Below are 24,806 nucleotides of genomic sequence, written 5' to 3' on the forward strand. Positions count from 1 at the left end.
CCTATGGCAGGACGGGTCAGGGAACGGCCTGGGCCAAGGCGACGTATTCGTCGACGGGCACTTCCTCGGCCCTCCGCTGGGTGTCGAAGTCACCTTCGAAGCCATGCTCCTGCAGCCATTTGCCCAGCGTGTGGCGCAGCAGCTTGCGCCGCTGGCTGAAGGCGACCTGCACGATCTCGCCGAGTCGCGCCGCGTCCACGGCAGGCGGCACGGCCAGCGGCACCATCCGAACGACGGCGCTGTCGACGCGCGGTGGCGGATCGAAGCTCTCGGGCGGCACGAACAGCACGTTTTGCATCTCGTAGCGCCACTGCAGCATCACGCTCAGCCGGCTGTAGTCCGACGTGGCGGGCCTGGCGACCATCCGGTCGATCACCTCTTTCTGCAGCATGAAGTGCTGGTCGGCCACGAGATGGGCGCAGTCGAGCAGATGAAAGAGGATGGGCGTGGAGATGTTGTACGGCAGGTTGCCGACCACACGCAGCGGCTTGCCGGGGAACCGGCTTGCCACCTGGGCGAAGTCGACCTTGAGCACATCCGATTCGATCACGTCGAGCTGCGGGTGATCGCGCAGGCGCTTGGCCAGGTCGCGGTCGAGCTCGATGACCGTGAGGCGGCCGAGCCGCTCCACGAGCGGCTGCGTGAGCGCCGCGAGGCCCGGACCGATTTCGATCATGGCGTCGCCGGGCTGAGGGGCAATCTCCCGCACGATCGCATCGATGATCCCGCCGTCGGACAGGAAATGCTGCCCGAATCGCTTCCTTGCGATGTGCTGAGCCATGCCGTCAAGCCACCGTCAACGAGGAACAGGGGAAGTTGCGCCAGGAACGCCGCGGAACCGGCCGTGCCGGGCCGCAGGCGTTGCCCCGCGCAAGGGGACCGCCGAAGCGACGCGAAGCGCGCGCAGCCTGGGGGTGTGCCATCAAGACTGCGGCGGCTCGCGGTATTCGACGTACGCGCGTGCGCGCACTTCCTGCATCCAGGTGCTGAAGGCTTCCTCGATGCGCTGTTCGCGCAGCGCGGCACGCGCGGCCTCGCGCTGCTCGGACTGGCTGAGCTTGGCGTCGCGGCGGCCGACCACCTGGATCAGGTGCACGCCGAAGCGCGACACGACCGGATCGCTGATCTGGCCCGGTGAGAGCCGGTCCATGGCTTCCTCGAACTCGGGCACGAACTGCCCGGGGCGCGACCAGCCAAGATCGCCGCCGGCCTTGGCGCTCGCGTCCTGCGAGTTGTCGCGGGCCAGGCCCGCGAAATCGGCCGTGCCGGCCTGCACGCGGCGCTTGAATTCGGCCAGCTGCGCGACGGCCTGCGCCGTGGTGCGCTTGGGATCGTTCAGCAGCAGGATGTGGCGCACCTGCGTCTGCGTGACGGTGGCATCGCCGGAGCCGACCTGCGCCTTCGCCAGCACCTTGAGCACATGGAAGCCGGCGCTGGAGCGCACCGGGCCGGCGATGCCGTTGACCGCCGTCGACTGCGTGGCCTCGACGAACAGCGACGGATAGCGGTCGGCGCTGCGCATGCCGATGGCGCCTCCGTTGGCACGGTCGGGCGAATCGGAGTTGTCCTGCACCAGCTTGGCAAAGTCTTCGCCGGCGCGTGCGCGCTGGGCCAGGCCCTGCGCCTTCTGCTGCGCGGTGGCGATCTGCGCGTCGGTCGCGTTCTCGGGCACGGCCACCAGGATCTGCGCCAGGTTGAGGTTCTCGAGCGCGACGTTCTTGACGGCCTGGTTGCGCTGGTCGCGCAGGTATTCGTCGGCTTCGGCGTCGCTCACCTTGACCTTCGATTCGACCTCGCGGTCGCGCAGGCGCGTCAGCAGCAGCTGGTCGCGCAGGTCGTTGCGGAAGTCCTGCTGCGAGATGCCCTCGGCGATCACGCGGCGGCGCAGTTCGGTGAGGCTGATCTCGTTCTGGCGTGCCACTGTCTGCTCGGCCTGGTCGATCGCCACGTCGTCGACCTTGATGCCGCTCTCCTTGGCGAGCTGCAGTTGCGCACGCTCGGTGATCAGGCGATCGAGCACGAGCCGCGTGAGTTCGTTGCGCGGCACGCGCTCCGCGTCGGGGTTCTCCTTCACCAGGCGTGCCACGCGGGTCAGTACCTCGGTGTTGGTGATCGGCTCGGAATTGACCAGCGCCACGATGAACTCGGCCGCGCGCTGCACCGGCGCCGCGGCGGGCGCCGGCGTGGCGGGGCGCGCCGCGGGCGGGCCCAGGCGCGGACCGGCCCGCATGATGTCCGTGATGCCGCTGCCAGGGCGGAAACCCTGCGCACCCGACGTTGCAGCCACTGCGGCAAGGCAGCCAAGGGTGATGATGGAACGGATGTGTTTCATGGCTCTAGGCTCTGTCGATCGACTCAGTCGTAATTGGTGAAGCGGCTAGGCGCCTCGCCCGGTTGGCGCAGGGGTTCATAGCGCTGGATGTTCTGCCGCAGGGCCTGCATCGGGCTCGAGCCGATGCTGGAGAACCCGACGAATTCGAGCTGGAACATGATGCGGGTGTTCGCAGTGACCTGGCCCGTGGTGATGCGCTGCAGCACCACACGCCCGATCCAGCAGCAGCCGTCGTACTCGAAGCCCAGCACGCCGTCGGTGAGCTTCTTGTCCTGCAGACTGTAGTTGAGGCGGCCGACCGCATACCAGCGGCCGCCGCCCTGACCCTTGCCCGGGCCGAGGTTCTTGCCCTTGTCGCCCCACAGGTCGTTGATGGGCCACTGCCAGCCCACGTCGATCGACTTGTTGCCGTCGGTCGCCGTCGGCGTCGTGGGCGCCTGGTAGCGGAAGGCCGCGCTCAGGTTGTGGTACGGCTCGGGGTTGTAGCGCGCGCTGATGGCCGAGCGTTCCGACTTGCGGGTGTCGGGGTTGTACTGCACGACCGTGTCCAGGCTCCACTTGGGCGTCCAGTTGATCTGGGCGCCCAGCAGCAGGTCGCTCGCGCGATCGGTGACCGGCGTGCCGCCCGGCAGCGTGACCTTCTGGTCGCTGAAGCGCAGGCGCTGCGCGATGCCGAAGCGCGCCGCCTCGACGCCGGTGGCAGGGTCGATCAGGCGCGAGGTCACGCCGAGCGTGAGCGCGTTGGTGTCGGAGACACGGTCGCCGCCCGAGAACGCGTTCTCGGTGTAGATGGTCGCGAAGCTGAAGTCGTTGGCGGCCGAGTCGTAGTTCGGCAGCATGCTCTGGTTGCGGTACGGCGTGTAGACGTAGTACGCGCGCGGCTCCAGGGTCTGGCGGAAGGCGCGGCCGAAGTAGTTGGCGTCGCGCTCGAAGATCAGGCCGCTGTCCAGGCTGAAGGTCGGCACCGTCCGGTTGCTGGACGTCGGGAAGAAATACAGCGAGTTCGGGTTGTACGGAATGCCGCCGACGTACTGGACCCCGTTGATCGTGAGCTTCGGAATGTCCGCCTGCGGCGTGTAGTAGTTGTACGACGCCGCGTTCACCATCAGCTTCGGGATCACGAACGAACTGGGCGTGATGAACGGCCGGCTGATCGAGGCGATGGCCGAGACGCGGTCGCCGTCGGGCTGCGACTGCTGAGCCACGTCGTAGCCGGGCTGCCCCGCCAGGATCGTGTTCACCCGGAAGCGCGTGTAGTCCAGGTTGAGCGCCACGTCGAAGCCGTGCCAGTCGTACTTGTTGTAGTTGGCGGTGATCTGCGGCATCCGGTCGTACGCAGGCACGATCGGCGACAGGTTGTACTGCAGGTTCTGGTACTTCAGCGTGCGGACGATGCCGCTCCAGTCGCCCTTGCTCCAGTTCAGCGAGGCGTCGTTGGGCAGCTGGCGCTGCGCGAGCGACGGCGTGCGCGTGAAGTCGCGCCAGTAGTCGTTGTCGCTCACGCGGTTGATGGCGATGTTGGCCGACAGCGAATCCAGCCCGAGCGCCTTGGCGTCGAAGTCCTGATGGTGGTTGAGCCAGAGGCCCCAGCGCTTGGTGCTGCCGGGCGACGTGGTCAGGTCCTTGGCCTGGATCTCGCCGTTGGCGAGCTGCTGCAACTGGCTGGCGCGCAGTTCGTTGTAACGCTGGCCCACGAGCCGGTCGCTGCCCATCAGGTCGAGGCGGACGGTGCCGCTGTATTCCTTCTCGAGGTAGCGGAACTCGTTGCTGAAATTGACGCCACGCTTGCTCATGAACGTGGGCGTGAACGTGGCGTCGCGGTTGGGCGCGATGTTCCAGTAGTACGGCTGCGAGATCTCGATGCCGTTGGTGTTGTCGATGCCGATGGTGGGCGGCAGCAGGCCGCTCTTGCGCTCGTTCGAGAGCGGGAAGCTCACGCTCGGGAACGGCGGCGTGGTGATGCCCATGAAGCTCAGGCGCGCATTCTTGGCCACGCCCTCGTTCTCTTCGGTGTCGGTGGTCAGCGTGGCCGCACTGAGCATCCACGCCGGCATCCAGCCGGGGAAGTCCTCGCGGCGGCAGGTGGTGTAGGTGGCTTCGCGCGCCACCGACACGTTGGCATCGACGAAGTCGATGCGCTTGGCCTCGCCGTGCGCCTCGTTCGCGAGGAACTGGTAGCGCACGTTGTTGAAGAAGCCCTCGAAGGTCTCGAGCTTGAGCTGCAGCTCGGGCCCTTCGTACACGTTGCCGGCCTGGTTGACGCGCACGTTGCCCGTGGCCTTGGCGCGGTCGTCCGGCTGGTAGTACTCGAGGCGGTCGGCGGTGATCGACACCGGGCCGCGCCGCAGCGTGGCATTGCCCTCGACCACGGTGTCGAGGTCTGGGCGGCCGGAGATGCGGTCGCCGGTGACCAGGCTGGGCATCTGGCCGCGCTCGGTGGGCGTCAGGGTTTCGGTCAGCAGCGGCGTGCGCTTCAGCGTGAGCGGGCCCTCAAGGTTGCCCGCCGTCTGGGCGGACGCACCGTGCGCGTGGATCAGCGCCAGGGAAAGCAGGGCGAGCGGCAGCGGCGGGCTGGAGCGCCGCCGGGCGGCGCGGCGAACGCGACGGCTCATCGGGCCACCCGCCCGGGCGTTCCGATGGAAGCCGGCGACTCCCCGGGGGAGAACGGCAGCGAGCGCACAAGGTGCCAAGCGTGAAGGCTTTGGATCGTAGGCATCGGTTCGGAACGAAGGATCGTCGGGGACGGCGCGGCAGGCCGGCAGGTTGCAGGGGCCGGCAGCGACCCGGCCCGGCCGGAAGCCGGCCACGAGGGTTGCCGCGCCAGGCGGATTTGTAGAATCGATTATCCATGACAGCACCCCCGCCCCCGCCTCTTTGGCCCCGAGCCCCGCCGACACCATTCTCTGGACTGATCCGCAGCGCGCCGAAGTCTTCCGGGCCTGGCTGGCCGGCATCGCACCCGCCCAGGGGCTGCTGCCCGACACCGTTCGACTCGCCTCGGCCGACGCGAGCTTCCGCCGCTACTTTCGCGTCGACACCACCGATCCCGCCGCCCCCACGCGCATCGTGATGGACGCGCCGCCCGACAAGGAAAACAGCGACCCCTTCGTGCAGGTGGCCCGGCTGATGACCGAGGCCGGCGTGCGGGCTCCCACGGTGCTCGACTGGGACCGCCCGAACGGCTTCCTGCTGCTCGACGACCTGGGCCGTCAGACCATGCTGGACGTGATCGATCCGGCCCGGCCCGAAGCCAGCCGCCCGCTCTACGACCGGGCGATCGAAGCGCTCGTGAAATGGCAGCAGGCCTCGAAGCCCGGCGTGCTGCCGCCGTACGACCGCGCGCTGCTCGAGCGCGAACTGGCACTGTTTCCCGAGTGGTACATCGGCCGCCACCGCGGCATCGCGGTCGAGGGCAAGTTGAAGGAGCGGCTCGAACGCAGCTTCAAGCTGATCGTCGAGAGCAACCTGGCATCGCCCAGCGTTTACGTGCACCGCGACTTCATGCCGCGCAACCTGATGGTCGGCAATAACGGCGCATCCGGCGAACTCGGCGTGCTCGACTTCCAGGACGCGGTGTACGGCCCCGTCACCTACGACATCGCCAGCCTGATGCGCGATGCCTTCCTGAGCTGGGACGAGGAGTTCGTGCTCGACATCACGATCCGCTACTGGACGGCGGCGCGCAAGGCCGGGCTGCCGGTCGACGAGGACTTCGGCGCGTTCTACCGCGCGGTCGAGTGGATGGGACTCCAGCGTCACCTGAAGGTGGCGGGCATCTTCGCGCGCCTCACGCTGCGCGACGGCAAGCCACGCTACCTGGCCGACACGCCGCGCTTCATCGCCTACATCCGCGCCACCGCCAGCCGCTACAACGAGCTCACGCCGCTGCTGCGCGTGATCGACGAGATCGAGGGCACCTCGGCCATCACGGGCTTTGCCTACGGCCGGGTCTGACGAAGCAACAACTGCCAGAACGTGCCTTCACGCTTGTCCTTCGTGCGTTTGGCGCTACCAATTCAATAGCATGCCGCGTTTTCACTGTTCCGTGCCGCTGAGCGCCGGCGCCAGCCTGGCGTTGCCGCCGGGCGCCGCGCGCCATGTGCAGGTGCTGCGCATGCAGCCCGGCGATGCGCTCACGCTGTTCGATGGCGCAGGCGGCGAATACACCGCCACCGTGGAGCGCATGGGCCGCAGCGACGTCGCGGTGACGGTCGGCGCCCACCTGCCGGTGGAGCGCGAGGCGCCGCGCGCGGTGCATCTCGCGGTCGGCATGCCGGCCAACGAGCGCATGGACTGGCTTGTCGAGAAGGCCACCGAACTCGGCGTGGCAAGCATCCAGCCGCTGGCCACCGCCCATGGCGTGCTGCGCCTGTCGGGCGAGCGTGCGGAGAAAAAACGCGCGCACTGGGAAGCCATCGCGGTGGCCGCCTGCGAGCAATGCGGGCGCAACCGGGTGCCGGTCATTCATCCGGTGCAGCCTTTCGCAACCTGGCTCGGCGCGCCGGCCCACGCCGGGCCGGGCGCGCTGCGCCTCGTGCTGAGCCTGGCCGAAGGCACGCGCGGGATCGCCGCCCTCGAAACCGCAACCGCCGGCGCCGGAGCGCTCGTGCTCAGCGGCCCCGAAGGCGGCCTGAGCGGCACGGAAGAGCAGCAGGCCATTGCCAGCGGCTTCGCGCCGGTCACCCTCGGCGCCCGCGTACTGCGCGCCGAAACCGCGGCACTGGCCGCGCTGGTGGCGCTCGCCGGCCTCTGAAATTCCGCCCGCGCTGCCGGCCAATGTTCGAGCAAGGCCCGGAAAGGCGGTGTTTTCCGCGACGCGCGCGCGGACAGCTTGGGAAACAATCGTTACTTCTTTAAGACAAAAGAAGGACTTTTCGCCCCATGTCTCGCTGGTCATCCGTGCGGCGCCTCGCCCTGATCGCCGCCGCCGCGCTGTGCACGGTCGAAGCCGCGCTGGCACAGAGTCCTCCTGTCGCGCCCACGCCCGCGCAGGTCGGCCCCGAGGTCGACAAGGTCTACACGCAATTGATGGCCTCGCCCGCCATCCAGAAGCTGCTGGATGCGGTCAAGGCCGACCACGAGCGCTCGGTCGAAGACCTGAAGATGCTCACCGAGATCGAGGCGCCGCCCTTCAAGGAACAGAAGCGCGCCGAGGCCTTCCTCGCCCGCATGAAGGCCCTGGGCCTCACCGACGCGAAGATCGACGCCGAAGGCAACGTGGTCGGCCTGCGCAAGGGCACCGGCAACGGACCGAAGCTGCTGATCTCGGCCCACCTCGACACCGTGTTCCCTGCCGGCACCGACGTGAAGGTGAAGGAACGCGACGGCAAGCTGTATGCGCCGGGCATCTCCGACGACACGCGCGGCCTGTCGGTGCTGCTGTCGTGGCTCAAGGTGCTCAACGACAACAAGGTGCAGACCGTGGGCGACCTGATGTTCGTGGGCAACGTGGGCGAGGAAGAACTGGGCAACCTGCGCGGCATGAAGGCGATCTTTCGAGACCATCCCGACATCGACGGGATGGTCGGACTGGAGCCTTCGCCGCCGGGCGCGGTGCTGGTGCTGGGCACCGCGAGCCACCGCCACGAAGTCACGTTCCACGGTCCCGGCGGCCACAGCTTCGGCGCGTTCGGCCTGGTGCCCAGCGCGATCCACGGCATGGGCCGCGCCATTGCCAGGATCGCCGACGTGCGCACGCCGACCTTCCCCAAGACCACCTTCACCGTCGGCACCGTGGGCGGCGGCACCTCGGTGAACACCATCGCGCCGGACGCGCGCATGGCCATCGACATCCGCTCGGACGACATGGGGGCGCTGCTCGAGGCCGAGAAGAAGATCCTGGCCGCCATCGACGAAGCCGTGGCCGAGGAAAACAGGCGCTGGGGCGTGACCACGCTGAGCGCCAGCGTCAGGCTCATCGGCGACCGGCCCGGCGGCCGCACGCCGCCCGACTCGGTGATCGTCGAGGCCGCCACGCGTTCGAATGCGGCCTTCGGCCACAAGACGCTGCTGCGCGGCGGCAGCACCGACGCCAACGTGGCGATCGCGCTGGGCGTGCCGGCCATCGTCGTCGGCGGAGGCGGCAGGTCTTCGGGAGCCCACTCCCTGGCGGAGTCCATCGACGTGACAGACGCATGGAAGGGCGCGCAGAATTCGCTCGTGACGGTGCTCGGGCTGGTAGGAGTGCAGGGGGTCAGCCCCGCACTGCTTCCCAAACGCACGGTGCGTACCAAGTAATTTGTCACGTTGCCAGTTCGAAAGTGGCGGCGCCACTTGCAACTGGAGTTCGGCAGCATTTAACAATGTTGTCGGTTCTGTCACACACCAAGGAAATGGCCATGGGATTGCTCGATTCGGTACTCGGTCAGGTGCTGGGAGGCGCTGCCCAGCAACAGCAGCCGCAAGGCGGGGGCCTCGGAGGACTGGGCGATCTCGGCGGCCTGGCGGGCGCGCTGGGAGGCCTGCTTGCCAACAACGGCGGACAAGGCGGCCTGGGAGGGCTGGTCTCGAAGTTCGAGCAGGCAGGCATGGGCGATGTCATCGGCTCGTGGATCGGCAAGGGCGACAACCAGCCGGTCTCCGGCGACCAGCTGCAGAACGCGCTGGGCGTCGACACCATCGCCGCGATCGCCGCCAAGCTCGGCATCAATGCGCAGACGCTGCTGCCGATGCTCGCAACCATGCTGCCGGCGCTGATCGACCACCTCACGCCGCACGGCCAGGTGCCCGAGCAGGGCGTCGGCAACCATGACGACCTGCTGGGTTCGCTCAGCAGCCTGCTCCAGGGAAGCCTGGGAAATCAAGGCAGGCAGCCCTGAGCAACTGCAGCCTCGTTCGAGAACTTCAGGCGCCCGCGAGGGCGCTTTTTTTTGGGTCGTTTTCCTGCGCGCCGTGCCTTCGGGTGCATTGGCCGACAATGCCGCTCGCATCAAGTCGAGGGAGGATGGCATGGCGGTCGGTCGCAAATCGAAGGCACAGGCGGGTGAAGCGAAGGACGGCCTGTCGGCGCAGCCCGACGGCAGCGTGCGCTGGACCAAGGGCATGCGCGAAGCACTCGCGCGGTTCAACGACCGCGCCTGCGGCCACTGCGGCGGCCTGCTGTCGACCGAGCGCAGCCTTTCGGACAGCCTCGACTTCTATCGCCGCCACCGCGCCGGCTTCTACCCGCCGCGTGCCGCGCGGCTGCGCATGCTCGAGATGCACGGCGCCGCGGCGGCCGAGCTGTTCTTCGAGCCGTCCCCGCACAAGGAGGCCGTGACCGACCTGCTGGCCATCCACGACGAAGCCGTGGTGCGCTTCTTCGTGTCGCAGGTCAAGCAGATCGACTGCAAGAACGCGCTCACCCGGCAGGCCGCGCGCTGGCCGCTGTTCGTGCTGCGCGAACTGCTCTCGGCCAACCCGGCGCGGCACCAGGCGGGCGCCGCGCTGGTCCTCGAGCTGCTTGCAGCGAACCCCGAGTGGCAGAACCCGCTCGAAGCCGCCTGCGACGACGCCCAGCGCAAGACGCTCGCGCGCCTGCAGGAAGACGATTCCGAAGGCGCAACGGAAGCCGCCCCCGAGGCCTGGCCCGCGCTGCTGCGACACCCGCCCTGGAACAACCGGCAGGCGCTGCCGGTCGTGCCCATGCTGGACCTGGCGCCGCAGCATGAACCGGCGGTCCTGCACTGGGCCGACCTGCGCCCGCCGCAATTCGTGCAGGCGACGCAGGACACGGCCGAATCGGCCGACTGGCTGGCGCAGGAGGTACGGATCGCGCGCGAACGCTCCGACGCGCTGATGACGGGATTCGCCCAGCGACAGCCCGCGGCGCCGGCCGAAGTGCGCGATGGCGATGCCCTGCGCAAGGCTCTGTGGATGCTCGGCGTGCACGCCGGATGCGTCGAGGCGGTCGCCTCCGGCCGCGACATCGGGCCCGACGATTTCGGTACGCCGCCGGCCGAAGCCTGGACCGTCTCCGAATACCTCTGGCAGCTGCCAGCGGCGCTGGCCGCCGGCGTGCTGATGCACGGTCCGACGATGCCGCTCTACGTGGGCGACGCCGCACGCATCCGCCCCATGCTGCGCCACTTCGGCACCGCCTTGCTGCCCGCGCTGCCGCGCTACCTCAAGCAGGGCTCGCGAGCGATGTTCGAGCTGGCCTCGGTCATCGAATGGGACCCGCTCGCCGGCTGGATCGCCAAGGGCTTCCACACCAACCGCTGGGTGCGCGCCGACGCGGCCGGCTGGCTGGCCCGCTACCCGGACACCGCCGCGCGCGGCCTGGTGCCGGCCGCACTGGGCGAGCCCGGCGCCGCGCACGAAGCCGCCCGCGCCGCCTGCGCTGGCTGCACGAGGAGGGCCACGCCGAGGCCGTGCGCAGGCAGGCTGCGGCCTACGGCCCGCAGGCGGCCGCGGCCGTGGCGCAGCTGCTGGCCATCGCGCCCGAGGAACTGCTGCCCGACACGCTGCCGGCGCTGCCCAGGACGCTCCCGCTGGCTGCGCTTCCGCGCCTCGTGCTCGATGGCACGGGCCACGCGCTGCCGCAGGCCTGCGTGCCCGACGTGCTGATGGCGATGATGCTCGGCCGCGCCGATGCCCCCTACCCGGGCCTGCCCGCCCTGCTGGACACGCTCGCCCCCGATTCGCTGGCACGCTTCGGCCGCGCGCTGCTCGCCTGGTGGATCGGCAACGGCCGCCCAAGCAAAGAGCGCTGGATGTTCGCGCTGCAGGGCCGCCTGGGCGACGACGAGACCGCACGCCAGCTCTACGGGCTGCTGCGCCAGTGGCGTGCCGCGCTCGACCGCGTACGCGCCTACGACGCAATGGCGATGCTCGGAGAGATCGGCAGCGACGCCGCGCTGATGCATCTGGCCGAACTCGCTCGCCAGACGCGCTACGACGACCTTCGCTCCCGCGCCGACCGCATGCTCGGCGAGGTCGCCGAGCAGCGCGGCCTGAGCCTCGACCAGCTGGCCGACCGCACCGTGCCCGACCTGGGCCTGGACGCGCGCGCCCGCCTCGTGCTCGACTTCGGCCCGCGCAGCTTCGAGGTGCGCATGGACGACCATTTCCAGCCCGTGGTGCACGACGCCCGGGGCAAGCCGCTCAAGGCGCTGCCCAAGCCCGGCGCCAACGACGAACCTGGCAAGGCCGCCACCGCGACCGCGCAGTTGCGCGACCTGCGCAAGCTGGCCAGGACCGTCGCAGCCACGCAGGTCAAGCGGCTCGAAGCCGCCATGTGCGCGCAGCGCCGCTGGAGCGTCGATGAGTTCATGCCCTTCTTCGCGAACCACCCGGTGCTGCGGGTGTTCAGCCGTCCGCTCGTGTGGGGGGTGTTCGGCGCATCCAGGCGGCTCGAGGGCACCTTCCGCCTCACTGCCGAAGGCGAACTGGCCGACCTGCACGACGACCCGGTGAAGCTGCCCGGCACCGCACGCATCGGCCTGCCGCATCCGCTGGAACTGGTGGCGCTCGACCCGTCGCTGCCCGCAGCCTGGGCCGCGGTGCTGGCCGATTACGAAGTCATGCAGCCCTTCGAACAGCTGTCGCGCCAGACCTTCGCGCTTGACGATGCGCTGCGCACGCGCCGCGACCTGCCGCACTGGGCCGGCCGCCAGGTGTCGAATGCCGGCCTCATGGGCTTGGAAGCACGCGGCTGGGTGCGCGAAGTGGGCGAGGGCGGCATGGTCGACAGCTTCAACAAGGCGGTGCCGGGCGGGCGCCGCATCCGCGTGCAGCTGGACGAAGGGTGGTTCGTGCAGGACAGCCCCGACGGCAAGGCACTGCAGACCGTGACCTCGGTGGCGCTCGACGGCCCCGAGAAGTCCGTCGGCACGATGGGTGACCTCCCGCCCGTCGTCTTCAGCGAAGTCGAGCGGGATCTGCAGCGCGTGATCCGGGACGCCGCGTGAGCCGTACCTCAGGCCGCTCGCCCGCCGCCAGGTCCTGTTCCTGATCAACAACGTCACCTACATCGCCATCAACGGCCAGGGCATCGCGCCGCACGGATGGATGGATGGATGGATAGCGACGCTGCCGGTGAGGGGTGCGTGAAGAGCGGCGCGCTCGTCACCGAGCGGTGGCGCCCACCCGGCAGCGCTTCGGCCGGCGCGGATCGTTCCAGATCGGCCTCGCGGCGGCGCTGGTCTCGGCCCTGCCGTGCTGCCGTGCTGCCGTGCTGCCGTCGCTTCGTTCACCTCAGGCGCGCGGTAATCACCCAGGGTTGGCGGCAGCCGGACTTCGGCTCGCCGGCGGTGCGGCCGGACGCGACGCTGCTGTGGCTGGCGCGCAAGCGCGCCGTCAGGCCGGCGGAAAGCGCTGGTTGAGCCAGCGATGCAGGGCCGCGAAGACCGGCTCCGCTTCGAGCTCGTTGAAGATCTCGTGGTACAGCGTGTCGAAGCGATGCGCCTCGACCATGCCGCCGGGCGCGGCGGCTTCGGCAAACGCGCGGCTCGCGGCCGGCACCACGAGGCGGTCGTCGCCCGCGTAGAGCAGCAGGGTCGGCACAGGCCACATGGCGGCGTGCTGCTGCACCGTCGCGCCTTCGGTCGCGAGGAAGCGTGCGAGGCGGCTGCCGATGCGGTCGTGCGTGAGCGGATCGTCGCGGTAGGCCTGCACCACGGCCGGGTCGTGTGAGAGGTAGTTGTCGTCCAGCCCGTTGCCCACGCGCAGGTTGGGCGCGATGCGCGGCAGCACCGCGAGCAGCGCCTTCTGGAAACCGCTCAGGCCCGGGTCGAGCCCCGGCGAGGACAGCACCAGCCCGTCGACCGGCCGCACGCCGCGCGCCACGAGGCTCGCCGCGACCAGCCCGCCGAGGCTGTGCCCCAGCAGCACGAGCGGCAGGCCGGGGTTGGCGCGGCGGGCGTCGTCGACGACCAGCGCGAGATCGTCGACCAGCCGCATCTCGCTCGGCAGGCCGCCGCGGGCACCGCTCGATTCGCCGTGCCCGTGGTGGTCGTGCGCCCACACCGCAAAGCCCCATTCGTGCAGGCATTCGGCCAGCGCGTGGTAGCGGCCCGCATGCTCGCCGAGGCCGTGGACCACCACGATGACCGCCCGCGCCGGTCCCGGCGCGGGCAATTGGCGCAGCGCCAGCGTCTCGCCGTCCGGGGTGGACAGCGACACGCGCTGCGGCAGGGGCAGGGGTTCGCTCAAGCCGCGACGGGTTCCGAGGCTGCGGCGCGGTGCGCCACCGGCAGGGCGGCGATCACCTCGGCCACGGCGGCCGTCAGCTTCTTGGCGTAGGGCACGTGCAGGAACTCGTTGGGGCCGTGCGCGTTGCTCTTGGGGCCGAGCACGCCGCAGACCATCATCTGGGCCTTCGGGAAGCCGGCGCTCAGCATGTTCATCAGCGGAATGGTGCCGCCTTGGCCGATGTAGCCGCACGAGGCGCCGAAGTGCGCCTGCGAGGCCTTGTTGAGCGCGTCCTCGAACCACGGCGTGATGGTCGGCGCGTTCCAGCCGGTGGCGCCGCCGTTGCTCTCGAAGGTCACGCGGGCCTGGTAGGGCGCGTTGTCCTCCAGCAGCGCCTTGAGCGTCTGCACCGTCTCGGCCGCATCGACCAGCGGAGGCAGGCGCAGCGAGAGCTTGAACGCGGTGTACGGGCGCAGCACGTTGCCCGCGTCCTTCAGTGCCGGAAAGCCTTCGGCGCCGGTGACCGACAGGGTCGGCTTCCAGGTGCGGTTGAGCAGCGCCTCCACCGGATCGGTGGTGGTGGGCAGCGCGAACATGGTCGAGCCGCCGCAGTCGTAGTGCGCCCACGGGAAGCGCTTGTAGACCTCTTCGCCGAGGATCGCGGCGGTGGCCTTGGCCTGCGCCAGCCGGTCGGCGGGCACCTCGCAGTGGAAGCTCGCCGGCAGCAGGCGGCCGGTGGCGCTGTCTTCGAGACGGTCGAGCACCTGCCGCATGATGCGGAAGCTCGAGGGAACGAGGCCCGAGGCGTCGCCCGAGTGGATGCCTTCGGTCAGCACCTCGACCTTGAGCGTGCCGCTGGCCATGCCGCGCAGCGAGGTGGTGAGCCACAGCTGGTCGTAGTTGCCGGCGCCGGAGTCGAGGCAGATCACCAGCTCGACGTTGCCCAGGCGCGGACGCAGCGCGTCGACGTAGGGCAGCAGGTCGTAGGAGCCGCTTTCCTCGCAGGTCTCGATCAGGCCAACGATGCGCGGATGCGCCACGCCCTGGGCCTTGAGCGCCTGCAAGGCGGCCACGCTGGCGTACACCGCGTAGCCGTCGTCGGCGCCGCCGCGGCCGTACAGCAGGCCGTTCTCGTACTTGGGCGTCCAGGGGCCGAGGTCGTTGCGCCAGCCGGTGAACTCGGGCTGCTTGTCGAGGTGGCCGTACATCAGCACGGTCTCGCCCATGTCGGTGCCGGTGGCCGGCACTTCGAAGAACAGCACCGGCGTGCGGCCTTCGAGGCGCACGATCTCGAGCTTCAGGCCTTCGACCTTCTGCGCCTCGACCCACGCCGCGGCATTGCGCAGCACGGTTTCCAGGTAGCCGTTGGCCGACCATTCCTTGTCGAAGCCGGGCGACTTGGCGGGAATGGCGATGTAGTCGGTGAGTTGCCTGACGATGTCGCCGTCCCATCGGGCGGTGACGTCGGAGAGGGCGCGCGCGGCGTCGAGCGTGCCGGCGGGCATTTCGCGGTGCAGGGGTGCGTTCATCGGTGGGTTCTCCGCGGGTGGACGAAAGAGCGCATTTTGCGCCTTGGGGCGACCGCGCGTAGAGTGCGGGCGATCTCAACCCGGAGGGTCACGTGAGCAAGGCGAACATCTTGGCAGGCATCGGCGGCTGGACCTACGAGCCCTGGCGCGACAACTTCTATCCGAAGGGCCTCGCGCACGCGAAGGAACTCAACTACGCGAGCCGCAAGGTCAGCGCCATCGAGATCAACGGCACCTACTACAGCACCTTCAAGCCCGAGACCTTCCGCAAGTGGCACGACGACACGCCGGCCGATTTCGTGTTCTCGCTCAAGGCCTCGCGCTTCGCCACCAACCGCAAGCTGCTGTCCGGCGCGGGCGATTCGATCCAGCGCTTCATCGACAGCGGCGTGGCCGAACTCGGCGACAAGCTCGGGCCGATCGTGTGGCAGTTCATGCCGACCAAGCAGTTCGATGCGGAAGACTTCGAGGCCTTCCTGCAGCTGCTGCCGAAGAAGGAAGGCAGCCGCGCGCTGCGCCACGTGATGGACGTGCGGCACGAGAGCTTCATCGTGCCCGCCTACAAGGCGCTCGCGAAGAAGTACAAGGTGTCGACGGTGTTCACCGACGCCGACAAGTTTCCGTCGTTCGAGGAGCCCGAAGGCGACGTTGCCTATGCGCGGCTCATGATGGCCGACGCCAAGCTCAAGACCGGCTACGGACCGAAGGCGCTGGACACCTGGGCCGAGCGCGCGCGGGGCTGGGCCGGATCGCCGAAGAAGCGCGACGTGTTCGTCTTCTTCATCAACGGCGCCAAAGAAAAAGCACCGGCCGCGGCCGGTGCCTTGCTGGAGCGCCTGGGATGGACCGCGCCTGCTGCGTGAAAGAACCTGCAAACGCGCCATCCCCCTGAGGGATGGCGCTCACGAAGCGAAGCGCGGTGAAAAAGCCGGAAGCCGATCTTCAGGCCGCGGCCTGGAGCGATGGCTTGGTGCCGTGGCTGATCTCGCCGGAAAGCTGGCCGCCTTCCTCGATGACGATCTTGCCGTAGCGGATCTTGCCGGTGACCTTGCCGGTCGAATGGATCACGAGCTTTTCGCGCACGGTGAGGCTGCCGTCGAACACGCCGCGGATCTCGGCGATGTCGATTTCTGCCGAACCCTTGAACTCGCCCTGTTCGGCGATCTGCATCAGGCGCGAGTCCATGGTGGCCTCGACGAGGCCCTCGACCACGAGCGTGTCGCAATCGGTGATCTCGACGCCCTTGAGCTTGATGTTCGGGCCGACGGTGAGCTTGCTGCCGCCTTCCTTCGCGGCAGGTGCCGCGGCTGCGGGATTCAGGCCGCCCTGCTGTGCGGTCAGCGACGACGGATTGACGGGGGTGCCGGAGAGGTTGGTGCCTGCACCGACCAGCGGTGCGGGGCGGGAATTCAACGAATCGTTGTCTCGATCACGCTTGCCGAAGAAGGGGGACTGTGTAGCCAAAGGGGAGCTCCTCAAGAAAGGGACTATCGTAAGAACGCGCTCATGGCCTGCAGCACTTCATTGCGCAATAAGCGTAACCGAATAAGTCGCGCGGACACATGACAATGGCGCCTCCACAGCTTCCACTCCGCGTCGATGACGATTTCCTCGAGCAGCCAAGGTAACCATTCCTCTGACAACGCCACCGGCGATGCACGCTTCGGCAAGCCCGAGCACGGCTGGCGGCGCACGCTGTTCTCGGTGATCTTCGAGTCGGAATCGAAGCTGGGCCGGCTGTTCGACCTGATCCTCATCGCAGTCATCATCACCAGCGTGGTGGTGGTCATTCTCGACAGCGTGCAGGCCATCCACCAGCGATGGGGCCATGTGTTCGGCGTGCTCGAATGGGTGTTCACTGCGCTCTTCACGCTGGAGTACGTCGGCCGGCTTGCATGCGTGCGGCGCCCTGCGCGCTATGCGACCAGCTTCTACGGCGTGATCGACCTGCTCGCGCTGCTGCCGACCTTCCTGATGGCGTTTACGCCGGGGCTCGCTTACCTGATCGACGTGCGCATCCTTCGTCTGCTGCGCGTGTTCCGCATCTTCAAACTATCGCGCTACTCGCTGGAGTACCGCGCGCTGGTCTCGGCGGTGCACGCGAGCCGCCGCAAGATCACGGTGTTCGTCGGCTTCGTGATGCTGGTGGTGCTCGTGATGGGCACGCTGATGTACGTCGTCGAAGGGCCGCAGCACGGCTTCACCAGCATTCCGGTGGCCATCTACTGGGCCATATCGACGATGGCCACGGTCGGCTTCGGCGACCTCGTGCCCAAGACCGACCTGGGCCGTGCGATCGCCTCGGTGATGATGCTGCTGGGCTGGGGCGTGCTGGCAGTGCCCACAGGCATCGTGACCGCCGAGATGGCGCGGCGCGGGCCCGACGACGAGGCCATTCCGATCCCTGCGCGCGGCATCCTAGGCCTGACGCCGCCCCAGCCGGCGGTGCCCGCGAAGCGCATCACGCCTGCGGCCAGGCGACGCGCCCTTGCGCAGCATCGCCGAGGCGCACGATGAAGGCATCGGCCTGCGGCTCCGGCAGCGAGAAGGCGAAGGCCACCTCGTCGCCGTGCGTCACGCTGTCGAGCGTTGCGCCCACAGCGGCGAGTTCGCGCCGCACCAGGCCTTCGAGCGCGTAGGGCACCGAGCACTGCAGGCTGCGCTGCCGCACCAGCGGCACGAGCGCGGCGCCGAGCAGCGCCTGCGCCACCGCGTCGGTATAGGCCCGAACGAGGCCGCCCGCACCGAGCTTCACACCGCCGAAATAGCGCACCACGGTTGCGAGCGCGCCCTCGACCTGCTGGTGGCGCAGCACCTCGAGCATCGGCCGGCCGGCCGTGCCGCCGGGTTCGCCGTCGTCGTTCGCCGCCGACTGCCCGCCGGCCATCAGCGCCCAGCACACGTGCGCCGCAGCCGGATGCGCCGCGCGCAGCGAGGCCACCACGGCCAGTGCGGCCGCGCGGTCGGCCACCGGCTGCACGCAGCCGATGAAGCGGCTCTTCTTGATGAGCAGCTCGCTGTGGACCGGTGCGGCGAGCGTGAAGCTCATCGGAGGGCGCGAAGGCGGATCAGCCGCCGCGCTCGAACTTGAAGACCGCCGTGCCGGCGCGCGCGTTGGGCAGCCAGCGCACGTCGCGCCCGTCCTGTAGGCCGAAGGCATCGAGCACGCGCAGGTTGTTCTTGCCGGCCAGCACCTCGAAGTCCTTGAAGGTGCCCACGCGGATGTTGGGCGTGTCGTACCACTGGTAGGGCAGGCGGCGCGTCACCGGCATGCGCCCGCGCGCCACGCTCAGGCGGTTGGGCCAGTGCGCGAAGTTGGGGAACGCCACGATGCCGATGCGGCCCACGCGCGCGGTCTCGCGCAGCATCACCTCGGCGTTGCGCAGGTGCTGCAGCGTGTCGATCTGCAGCACCACGTCGAACGAGGCGTCGTCGAACATCGCGAGGCCTTCGTCGAGGTTGAGCTGGATCACATCGACGCCGCGGCGGATGCACTGCAGCACATTGCCGTCGGCGATCTCGACGCCGTAGCCGGTGCAGCCGCGCTCGCGCTGCAGCAGGTCGAGCATGGCGCCGTCGCCGCAGCCGAGGTCGAGCACGCGCGAACCCTTCGGCACGAGTTCGGCGATGAGCCGTTGATGTTCGAGGTCGCTCATGCTGCAGTCCCCCCGAGGCTTGCCGCTTCGCGCGTTGCGCCAACTCCCTTCGGGGAGCCCGCGCCCCGGGGCGGCCCGGCGGTGCTCGTTTCCTGGGCGACGCGATCGAAGTACGAGCGCACCACGCCCATGTAGCGCACATCGTCGAGCAGGAAGGCGTCATGGCCGTGCGGCGCGTCGATCTCGGCGTAGCTCACGTTGCGACCGTTGTCGAGCAGCGCCTTCACCAGTTCGCGGCTGCGCGCGGGCGAGAAGCGCCAGTCGGTCTTGAAGCTCACCAGCAGGAACTTGGCCCTGGCGGTCGCAAACGCGGTGCTGAGCTTGCCGCCGTGGCTGCGCGCGGGGTCGAAGTAGTCGAGCGCGCGCGTGATCAGCAGGTAGGTGTTGGCGTCGAAGTACTCGCTGAACTTGTCGCCCTGGTAGCGCAGGTAACTCTCGATCTGGAACTCGACGTCCTGCGTCGAATAGCGGTAGTCGAGCGCGGTGGCCTCGCCGCTGTTCTCGCCTTCGACGGCGCTGCGCAGGATGCGCCCGAACTTGGTGTTCATCACGTCGTCGCTCAGGTACGTGATGTGGCCGATCATCCGGGCGATGCGCAGGCCGCGCTTGGGCACCACGCCGTGTTCGTAGAAGTGGCCGCCGTGGAAGTCGGGGTCGGTCACGATGGCGCGACGCGCGACCTCGTTGAATGCGATGTTCTCGGCCGTGAGGTTGGGTGCGCTGGCAACCACCACCGCGTGGCGCACGCGCGATGGGTACTGCAGCGTCCACGACAGCGCCTGCATGCCGCCGAGGCTGCCGCCCATGACGGCCGCGAGGGTCTCGATGCCGAGCGCGTCGAGCAGTGCGGCCTGCGCATCGACCCAGTCCTCGACGGTGACCACCGGGAAGTCGGCGCCGTAGACCCGGCCGGTCGCGGGGTTGACGTGCATCGGGCCGGTCGAGCCGAAGCAGGAGCCGAGGTTGTTGACGCCGATCACGAAGAAGCGGTCGGTGTCGACGGGCTTGCCCGGCCCCACCATGTTGTCCCACCAGCCCTCGGAACGCGCCTGGCCCTTGTAGACACCAGCGACGTGGTGCGAGGCATTGAGCGCATGGCACACCAGCACCGCATTGCTGCGTTCGGCATTCAGGGTGCCGTAGGTTTCGTAGGCGAGCGTGTAGTCGCTGATCGATGCGCCGCTGCGCAGGGCCAACGGGCCCGCGAACTGCATCGACTGCGAGGTGACGACCAAAGGTGGTGACGACGACATGAATGAAAAAACCCGGCCTCGCCAAAAACGAGCCGGGTCTGCCGCGCCTGTCTTTAGCTGAATTTATAAAGCGCCCGCAAGCTGTAGCAAATCGGCGCGGGGCGAAGTATATCCCCGAGGCTGCACGGCTGCGTGCGGCTTCGCGAACCGCCTTGGGAAGGCGGTTCGCCGTGTTTCCCGGAAGGGCGGGTATCTGCGGGCTATCGGCTGCTGCCGGGCTACCAGCCGACGATCATGATGATGCCGAGCACCAGGAAGATCGCAGCCGAGATGCCGTGCACGAGCTTGATCGGCACGCGCCGCACGATCTTCTCGCCCAGCCACACCACGGGCGCATTGGCGAGCATCATGCCCAGCGTGGTGCCGGCGACCACCCAGAAGTAGTCGTGCGTGAATCGCGCCGCGAGCATGACCGTGGCGATCTGCGTCTTGTCGCCCATCTCCGCGAGGAAGAAGGCGATCACCGTGGTGCCGAAGACGCCGAACTTCGATACGCCGGGGGCGTCGTCGTCATCGAGCTTGTCGGGGATCAGCATCCACGCGGCCATGGCGATGAACGAGCCGCCCAGGATCCAGCGCAGGACCTCGGGGCCGAGCCAGCGCGTGATGTAGTTGCCGACCGCCCCCGCCAGCGCGTGGTTGATGATGGTGGCGGCAAAGATGCCGAGGACGATCGGCCAGGGCTTCCTGAAACGGGCTGCGAGCAGGAGGGCCAGGAGTTGGGTCTTGTCGCCCATTTCGGCGAGCGCAACTACGCCGGTTGCAACGAGAAAAGCTTCCATGATGAACGTGGGGTTCCTTTGGCCGAAGGACGCAATTGACCGTGCAACACCCTTCGGCCATTTATTTCCGAAGTTGCACGGTCAAAGGTCTCGCCAGGTATTCACTGCACGCGCCATGTCCCGTGTGGGGCAGGACAAGTCTGTTGACGCGGGCCCTTCTCGCAGATCGGAAGGCGGCTACTCCCCAATGACGGGGCGGATTCTACACACGGCACCGGGAGGCACCCTCCAAATTCGTAAGCGTGCGCTAGCTTTCACGACTTTCGGAATGTGCTACCTCAAGACGCAATTTCCCGCTTGCATTTTCGATATTTCCCCCATAATGCACGAGCCTCCCTCTGCATTTTGGTCGGGGGGGCAGTTCGGTGATCGGTCAGTTTCGCGCGACTCGACGGCTCTCGTTTGAGTGATGCTTTCGGGACTCCATCGCTTTTCTTGATGTGTTTATAGGAGTCCCTTGATGGGCAACAAACTGTACGTCGGCAACCTGCCTTACTCGGTGCGCGACGGAGATCTCGAACAGGCCTTCGGGCAGTTCGGCGCAGTGACCAGCGCCAAGGTCATGATGGAACGTGACACCGGCCGCTCGAAGGGCTTCGGCTTCGTCGAGATGGGCAGTGACGCGGAAGCACAGGCCGCCATCAACGGCATGAACGGCCAGCCCCTGGGCGGCCGCAGCGTCGTCGTCAACGAAGCACGTCCCATGGAAGCGCGCCCGCCCCGCAGTGGCGGCGGCGGCTATGGTGGTGGTGGCGGCGGTTACGGCGGCGGTGGTGGCGGTGGCTACGGCGGCGGTGGTGGCGGCTACGGTGGTGGCGGCGGTGGCCGTTCCGGCGGTGGTGGCGGCTACGGCGGCGGTGGCCGCAGTGGCGGCGGCGGTGGTGGCGATGGCGGCTTCCGCAGCCCCTACGGCGCCGGCCCCCGTGGCGGCGGCGGTGGCCGCAGCGGCGGTGGTGGCGGCTACGGCGGCGGCAACAGCGGCTACTGATTCCTGCGCTTCACGCATCAAAGACAAGGGCTCCCTCGGGAGCCTTTTTTCATGGGCGCTGCACGGCCGGGCTGGCCAGGCTTTCTCAGGCTTCCCCGCTGCGCTTCTTGCGTTCGCGTCCCTGCACCGCACGGTCGAGCACCGCGTTGGGCAGCATGCGCATGATCTTGGCGACCACGCCCATCTGCCACGGGATCACGCGGTAGCTGCTGCCGGCCTCGATGACGCGCAGCGCCTGCGCGGCGAAGTCCTCGGCCTTCATGAGGAAGGGCATTCCGTAGCGGTTGCCCTGCGTGAGCGGCGTGTCGATATAGCCCGGGCAGAGCGTGACCACTTTCACCCCGGTGTTGAACAGTTCGCCGCGCAGGCTCTCGCAGTACGCGACCACGCCGGCCTTGCTGGCGCAATATGCGCCGTGCCCCGGCAGCCCGCGGATCGACGCCACGCTGCCGATCCCCACAAGGCGCCCGCTGCCGCGCTGCACCATGGCCCGCACGAAAGGATGGAAGGTGGCGGCCAGGCCGACGTTGTTGGTGGCAAAGGTCTGCGACAGCACGTCGAGGTCGGAACGCTCGGCGGTGTCGATGCCCACGCTGATGCCTGCGTTGGCGATGACCACGTCCGGCAGCCCCTGCTGTGCGATGCAGTCCTGGCCCGCGGCCACGATGCTGTCGGTCTGTGCCACGTCGGCGCTATAGACCCGATAGCGATCCGCGGCCAACTGGCGCGCGCTGGCCCAGGATTCGATCTCCGCCGTGCGACGCGCGACCAGCGCCAGCCGGTAGCCGGCGTCGTGGAAGCTTGCAGCCAGGGCCTGGCCGATGCCACTCGAGGCACCGGTGATGAAGACAAGCGGGGGCGTCGTGGTCATGCAGGCGGGGGGTTGTCTCGGCGCGCTCAGCGCTTTTTGGCGGCACTGGGCGCTGCGGAGGGAATCAGCACCCCGCGCACGCGGCCGTTGAGGTTGGCCACGCCGCTCAGGTTGTCGTAGTCCAGCGTGTCGCCGGTGAACTGGTCGGTGCCGCGGATGAGCGTGACCGGCTTGTTCGACGTGACGCGCTCGGTGTCGACATAGGCATGCAGGAAGTCGCCGCGGAACTCTAGCCTCGGTGTCGCCTTGCCGCTCGGGGTGACCGACGGGTCGCGGATGACGATGGCGTTGCCGAACAGCTGGATCTCGCTGCCGTCGGAGTTCGACAGCCCGCGGTCGGCGGTGGCGCGGGTCACGAGCCCCTCGGGCGACACCGAGCGCATGCGCACCTTGTCGACCTCCATGGTGTCGGTGTCCGGATAGTGCCGCCCCTCGGTGCCGTGCAGTTCGCTGCGCAGGTCGCCGTTGGGCAGGAAGTTCTTGATGACGAAGTCCCGCATGAAATAGTCGGGCTCGTGCGTGGGCGCGACCTTGGCCGCGGGCTCCATGAGCTTGGGTGCGTTGCGCACCAGCCAGTAGGTGCCGAGCGCCACGGCCGCCGTCAGGATGATGGGCAGGTAGATCGTGGTGCGGTCGAAGATGTCGCGCGCGAGTCCCCATGCGCGTTTCACGTTGCTCATGGATTCGGGCTCCGGTTCGGTCCCAGCGCCGCGTCGAGCATCGCGCGGTACTGGCCGCTGGCCGTGAGCAGCAGGTCGCAGAACTCGCGCGCCGCGCCTTCGCCGCCGCGCGCGGTCGTGACGTAACGCGCGATGTGGCGCACCTCCGCATGCGCGTTGGCAGGAGCGGCAGCGAAGCCGACGCGCGACAGCACCGGCAGGTCGGGCCAGTCGTCGCCGATGGCCGCGGCCTGCGCCCAGCCGAAGCCCAGCTGGTCGAGCATGGCCTGCGCAGCGGGCAGCTTGTCTTCGGTGCCGTAGCGCACGTGCTCGATGCCCAGCGCTTCCAGGCGCACGCGCAGCGGCTTGGAGTCGCGTCCGGTGATCACCGCCGGCACGATGCCCGCCTTGCGCAGCAGCTTCAGGCCGTAGCCGTCGAGGATGCTGAAGCGCTTGAGCGTTTCGCCATGCTCGGTGAAGTACACGCCGCCGTCGGTCAGCACGCCGTCGATGTCGAAGAAGACGATGCGCACGTCCTGTGCGGCGAGCAGGGTTTCGGCCTGGAACTCGAGGGGCATCAGATGACCTTCGCGCGCATCAGGTCGTTGGTGTTGATCGCGCCGACGATCAGTCCTTCGCCGTCGATCACGAACAGGCGGGTGATGCCGCATTGCTCCATCAGCTCGGCGGCTTCCACGGCCAACGCGTCCACGCGGATGGTGCGCGGGTTGCGGTGCATCACCTCGGCGGCTCTGGGCGTGCGCAGGTCGGCGCCGGCCTCGATCAGGCGGCGCAGGTCGCCGTCGGTGAAGATGCCCGCGGCACGGCCGTCGGCTCCCACCACTGCCGCAGCACCGAAGCCCTTGTTGCTCATGGCGCGCATCAGCTCGCCGATGTTGGCGTCGGGCGCCACGCGGGGCACGTCGTCGCCAGAGCGCATGACGTCGCTCACGTGCGTGAGCAGCTTGCGTCCGAGCGCGCCGCCCGGGTGCGAACGCGCGAAGTCCTCAGACCCGAAGCCGCGCGCATCGAGCAGCGCGACGGCCAGTGCGTCGCCCATCGCCATCTGGGCGGTGGTGCTGGCGGTGGGAGCGAGGTTGAGAGGGCAGGCTTCCTTGGAAACGCCGGCGTCGATCACGATGTCCGCATGGCGTGCGAGCGTGGACTCGGGGCGCCCGGTCATGGCGATCAGCGGAACGCCCTGGCGCTTGACGACCGGCAGGATGGCGGTGAGCTCGTCGACCTCGCCGCTGTTGGAGATGGCCAGCACCAGGTCGACCGACTTGATCATGCCGAGGTCGCCGTGGCTGGCCTCGGCCGGGTGCACGAACATCGCGGGCGTGCCGGTGGAGGCGAGGGTGGCGGCGATCTTGCGGCCGACGTGGCCGCTCTTGCCCATGCCCATCACGACCACGCGGCCGCGCACCTCGAGGATCCTGCGCACGGCATCGACGAAGCTCGGCCCGACGCGGGCCTTCAGGCCGATGACGGCTTCGGCTTCGACGTCGAAGGTGAGGCGTGCCCGAGCGAGGATGGCGTCGGGGTCGACCACGGGGGCCGGTGCGGGGCGGGAACTCATCGGCCGATTTTACGGGCCGGGCCACGCGAGGGCATCCCAAGTCCC

23 protein-coding genes, 1 pseudogene and 1 riboswitch are annotated in these 24,806 nt (G+C 68.7%); of the genes and pseudogenes, 10 read left to right on the forward strand and 14 right to left on the reverse strand.

All coding sequences use genetic code 11. The features are described from left to right. Positions 1 to 16: 16 nt before the first annotated feature. The 3 genes from rsmA to AACL56_RS02415 all read right to left on the reverse strand — a co-directional run bounded on the left by rsmA (position 17) and on the right by AACL56_RS02415 (position 4,944). The gene (gene rsmA, locus AACL56_RS02405) at positions 17 to 781 is read right to left on the reverse strand and encodes a 16S rRNA (adenine(1518)-N(6)/adenine(1519)-N(6))-dimethyltransferase RsmA (RefSeq protein WP_339088235.1); all 765 of its coding nucleotides are present in this window, start codon (positions 779 to 781) and stop codon (positions 17 to 19) included. 141 nt (positions 782 to 922) lie between these two features. Next, positions 923 to 2,332, reverse strand: a complete 1,410-nt coding sequence (locus tag AACL56_RS02410; RefSeq protein ID WP_339088236.1) for a peptidylprolyl isomerase — start codon at positions 2,330 to 2,332, stop codon at positions 923 to 925. 23 nt (positions 2,333 to 2,355) lie between these two features. Beyond that, on the reverse strand, positions 2,356 to 4,944 hold the full coding sequence (locus tag AACL56_RS02415; RefSeq protein WP_339088237.1) for an LPS-assembly protein LptD: 2,589 nt from the start codon (positions 4,942 to 4,944) through the stop codon (positions 2,356 to 2,358). A 262-nt stretch (positions 4,945 to 5,206) separates the two neighbouring features. Here AACL56_RS02415 and AACL56_RS02420 point away from each other — a divergent pair, with 262 nt between their 5' ends. From AACL56_RS02420 to AACL56_RS34300, 7 genes and pseudogenes are all read left to right on the forward strand, one after another. After that, a complete protein-coding gene (locus tag AACL56_RS02420) occupies positions 5,207 to 6,286 on the forward strand; it encodes an aminoglycoside phosphotransferase family protein (protein WP_339088238.1) in 1,080 nt (359 codons plus the stop codon). Positions 6,287 to 6,356: 70 nt separating this feature from the next. Then, positions 6,357 to 7,085, forward strand: a complete 729-nt coding sequence (locus AACL56_RS02425; protein ID WP_339088239.1) for a 16S rRNA (uracil(1498)-N(3))-methyltransferase — start codon at positions 6,357 to 6,359, stop codon at positions 7,083 to 7,085. 128 nt (positions 7,086 to 7,213) lie between these two features. Next, positions 7,214 to 8,569, forward strand: coding sequence for a M20/M25/M40 family metallo-hydrolase (locus AACL56_RS02430; RefSeq protein WP_339088240.1), 1,356 nt, complete (start codon positions 7,214 to 7,216; stop codon positions 8,567 to 8,569). 101 nt (positions 8,570 to 8,670) lie between these two features. Next, a complete protein-coding gene (locus AACL56_RS02435; RefSeq protein WP_339088241.1) occupies positions 8,671 to 9,150 on the forward strand; it encodes a YidB family protein in 480 nt (159 codons plus the stop codon). Positions 9,151 to 9,280: 130 nt separating this feature from the next. Then, the gene (locus AACL56_RS02440) at positions 9,281 to 10,879 is read left to right on the forward strand and encodes a hypothetical protein (RefSeq protein ID WP_339088242.1); all 1,599 of its coding nucleotides are present in this window, start codon (positions 9,281 to 9,283) and stop codon (positions 10,877 to 10,879) included. Positions 10,880 to 11,367: 488 nt separating this feature from the next. Further along, positions 11,368 to 12,222, forward strand: a complete 855-nt coding sequence (locus tag AACL56_RS02445) for a DUF4132 domain-containing protein (RefSeq protein ID WP_339092790.1) — start codon at positions 11,368 to 11,370, stop codon at positions 12,220 to 12,222. 34 nt (positions 12,223 to 12,256) lie between these two features. Then, a pseudogene (locus AACL56_RS34300) lies at positions 12,257 to 12,491 on the forward strand (MFS transporter); the annotation flags it as partial. Positions 12,492 to 12,610: 119 nt separating this feature from the next. Here the strand turns inward: AACL56_RS34300 and AACL56_RS02450 are convergent. Beyond that, on the reverse strand, positions 12,611 to 13,465 hold the full coding sequence (locus AACL56_RS02450; RefSeq protein WP_339088243.1) for an alpha/beta hydrolase: 855 nt from the start codon (positions 13,463 to 13,465) through the stop codon (positions 12,611 to 12,613). Further along, positions 13,462 to 14,973: a M20 family metallopeptidase gene (locus tag AACL56_RS02455; RefSeq protein WP_339088244.1), complete on the reverse strand. Its 1,512-nt coding sequence runs from the start codon at positions 14,971 to 14,973 to the stop codon at positions 13,462 to 13,464. The genes AACL56_RS02450 and AACL56_RS02455 overlap by 4 nt, the downstream gene beginning before the upstream one ends. Before the next feature lie 92 nt (positions 14,974 to 15,065). On the opposite strand from AACL56_RS02455, the gene AACL56_RS02460 reads away from it, so the two are divergent. Further along, positions 15,066 to 15,836 carry a DUF72 domain-containing protein gene (locus AACL56_RS02460; RefSeq protein ID WP_339088245.1) on the forward strand — a complete coding sequence of 257 codons (771 nt, stop codon included), beginning with the start codon at positions 15,066 to 15,068 and terminating at the stop codon, positions 15,834 to 15,836. 79 nt (positions 15,837 to 15,915) lie between these two features. On the opposite strand, the gene AACL56_RS02465 is transcribed toward AACL56_RS02460, so the two are convergent. Next, positions 15,916 to 16,437: a bactofilin family protein gene (locus AACL56_RS02465; protein WP_339088246.1), complete on the reverse strand. Its 522-nt coding sequence runs from the start codon at positions 16,435 to 16,437 to the stop codon at positions 15,916 to 15,918. 135 nt (positions 16,438 to 16,572) lie between these two features. Here AACL56_RS02465 and AACL56_RS02470 point away from each other — a divergent pair, with 135 nt between their 5' ends. Then, the gene (locus AACL56_RS02470; RefSeq protein ID WP_339088247.1) at positions 16,573 to 17,490 is read left to right on the forward strand and encodes an ion transporter; all 918 of its coding nucleotides are present in this window, start codon (positions 16,573 to 16,575) and stop codon (positions 17,488 to 17,490) included. On the opposite strand, the gene AACL56_RS02475 is transcribed toward AACL56_RS02470, so the two are convergent. The 4 genes from AACL56_RS02475 to AACL56_RS02490 all read right to left on the reverse strand — a co-directional run bounded on the left by AACL56_RS02475 (position 17,435) and on the right by AACL56_RS02490 (position 20,664). Then, positions 17,435 to 18,022, reverse strand: coding sequence for an IMPACT family protein (locus AACL56_RS02475; protein ID WP_339088248.1), 588 nt, complete (start codon positions 18,020 to 18,022; stop codon positions 17,435 to 17,437). The two genes, AACL56_RS02470 and AACL56_RS02475, sit on opposite strands and share 56 nt — an antisense overlap. A gap of 19 nt (positions 18,023 to 18,041) precedes the next feature. After that, positions 18,042 to 18,629: a methionine biosynthesis protein MetW gene (gene metW / locus AACL56_RS02480; RefSeq protein ID WP_339088249.1), complete on the reverse strand. Its 588-nt coding sequence runs from the start codon at positions 18,627 to 18,629 to the stop codon at positions 18,042 to 18,044. After that, entirely contained in the window at positions 18,626 to 19,882 is a 1,257-nt protein-coding gene (gene metX / locus AACL56_RS02485; RefSeq protein WP_339088250.1) for a homoserine O-succinyltransferase MetX, read from the reverse strand. Before metX ends, metW begins: the two co-directional genes overlap by 4 nt. Positions 19,883 to 20,100: 218 nt before the next feature. Further along, entirely contained in the window at positions 20,101 to 20,664 is a 564-nt protein-coding gene (locus tag AACL56_RS02490; protein ID WP_339088251.1) for a TMEM165/GDT1 family protein, read from the reverse strand. A gap of 17 nt (positions 20,665 to 20,681) precedes the next feature. Next, a riboswitch (yybP-ykoY riboswitch) is annotated at positions 20,682 to 20,862 on the reverse strand. Between the two features lie 262 nt (positions 20,863 to 21,124). Between AACL56_RS02490 and AACL56_RS02495 the strand changes: the two genes are divergently transcribed. After that, complete coding sequence (locus AACL56_RS02495) at positions 21,125 to 21,652, forward strand: RNA recognition motif domain-containing protein (protein WP_339088252.1); 528 nt, start codon at positions 21,125 to 21,127, stop codon at positions 21,650 to 21,652. Between the two features lie 85 nt (positions 21,653 to 21,737). Here the strand turns inward: AACL56_RS02495 and AACL56_RS02500 are convergent, their stop codons facing one another. From AACL56_RS02500 to AACL56_RS02515, 4 genes are read right to left on the reverse strand one after another with little or no spacing between them, the layout of a single operon-like run. Further along, the gene (locus AACL56_RS02500) at positions 21,738 to 22,523 is read right to left on the reverse strand and encodes an SDR family oxidoreductase (protein ID WP_339088253.1); all 786 of its coding nucleotides are present in this window, start codon (positions 22,521 to 22,523) and stop codon (positions 21,738 to 21,740) included. Between the two features lie 26 nt (positions 22,524 to 22,549). Beyond that, positions 22,550 to 23,203 carry an LPS export ABC transporter periplasmic protein LptC gene (gene lptC, locus AACL56_RS02505; RefSeq protein ID WP_339088254.1) on the reverse strand — a complete coding sequence of 218 codons (654 nt, stop codon included), beginning with the start codon at positions 23,201 to 23,203 and terminating at the stop codon, positions 22,550 to 22,552. Then, complete coding sequence (locus tag AACL56_RS02510; RefSeq protein ID WP_339088255.1) at positions 23,200 to 23,760, reverse strand: KdsC family phosphatase; 561 nt, start codon at positions 23,758 to 23,760, stop codon at positions 23,200 to 23,202. Before AACL56_RS02510 ends, lptC begins: the two co-directional genes overlap by 4 nt. Further along, positions 23,760 to 24,761, reverse strand: coding sequence for a KpsF/GutQ family sugar-phosphate isomerase (locus tag AACL56_RS02515; protein WP_339088256.1), 1,002 nt, complete (start codon positions 24,759 to 24,761; stop codon positions 23,760 to 23,762). The genes AACL56_RS02510 and AACL56_RS02515 overlap by 1 nt, the downstream gene beginning before the upstream one ends. Positions 24,762 to 24,806: the final 45 nt, after the last annotated feature.

It is taken from the genome of Variovorax paradoxus (assembly GCF_902712855.1).
Lineage (GTDB): Bacteria > Pseudomonadota > Gammaproteobacteria > Burkholderiales > Burkholderiaceae_C > Variovorax > Variovorax paradoxus_Q.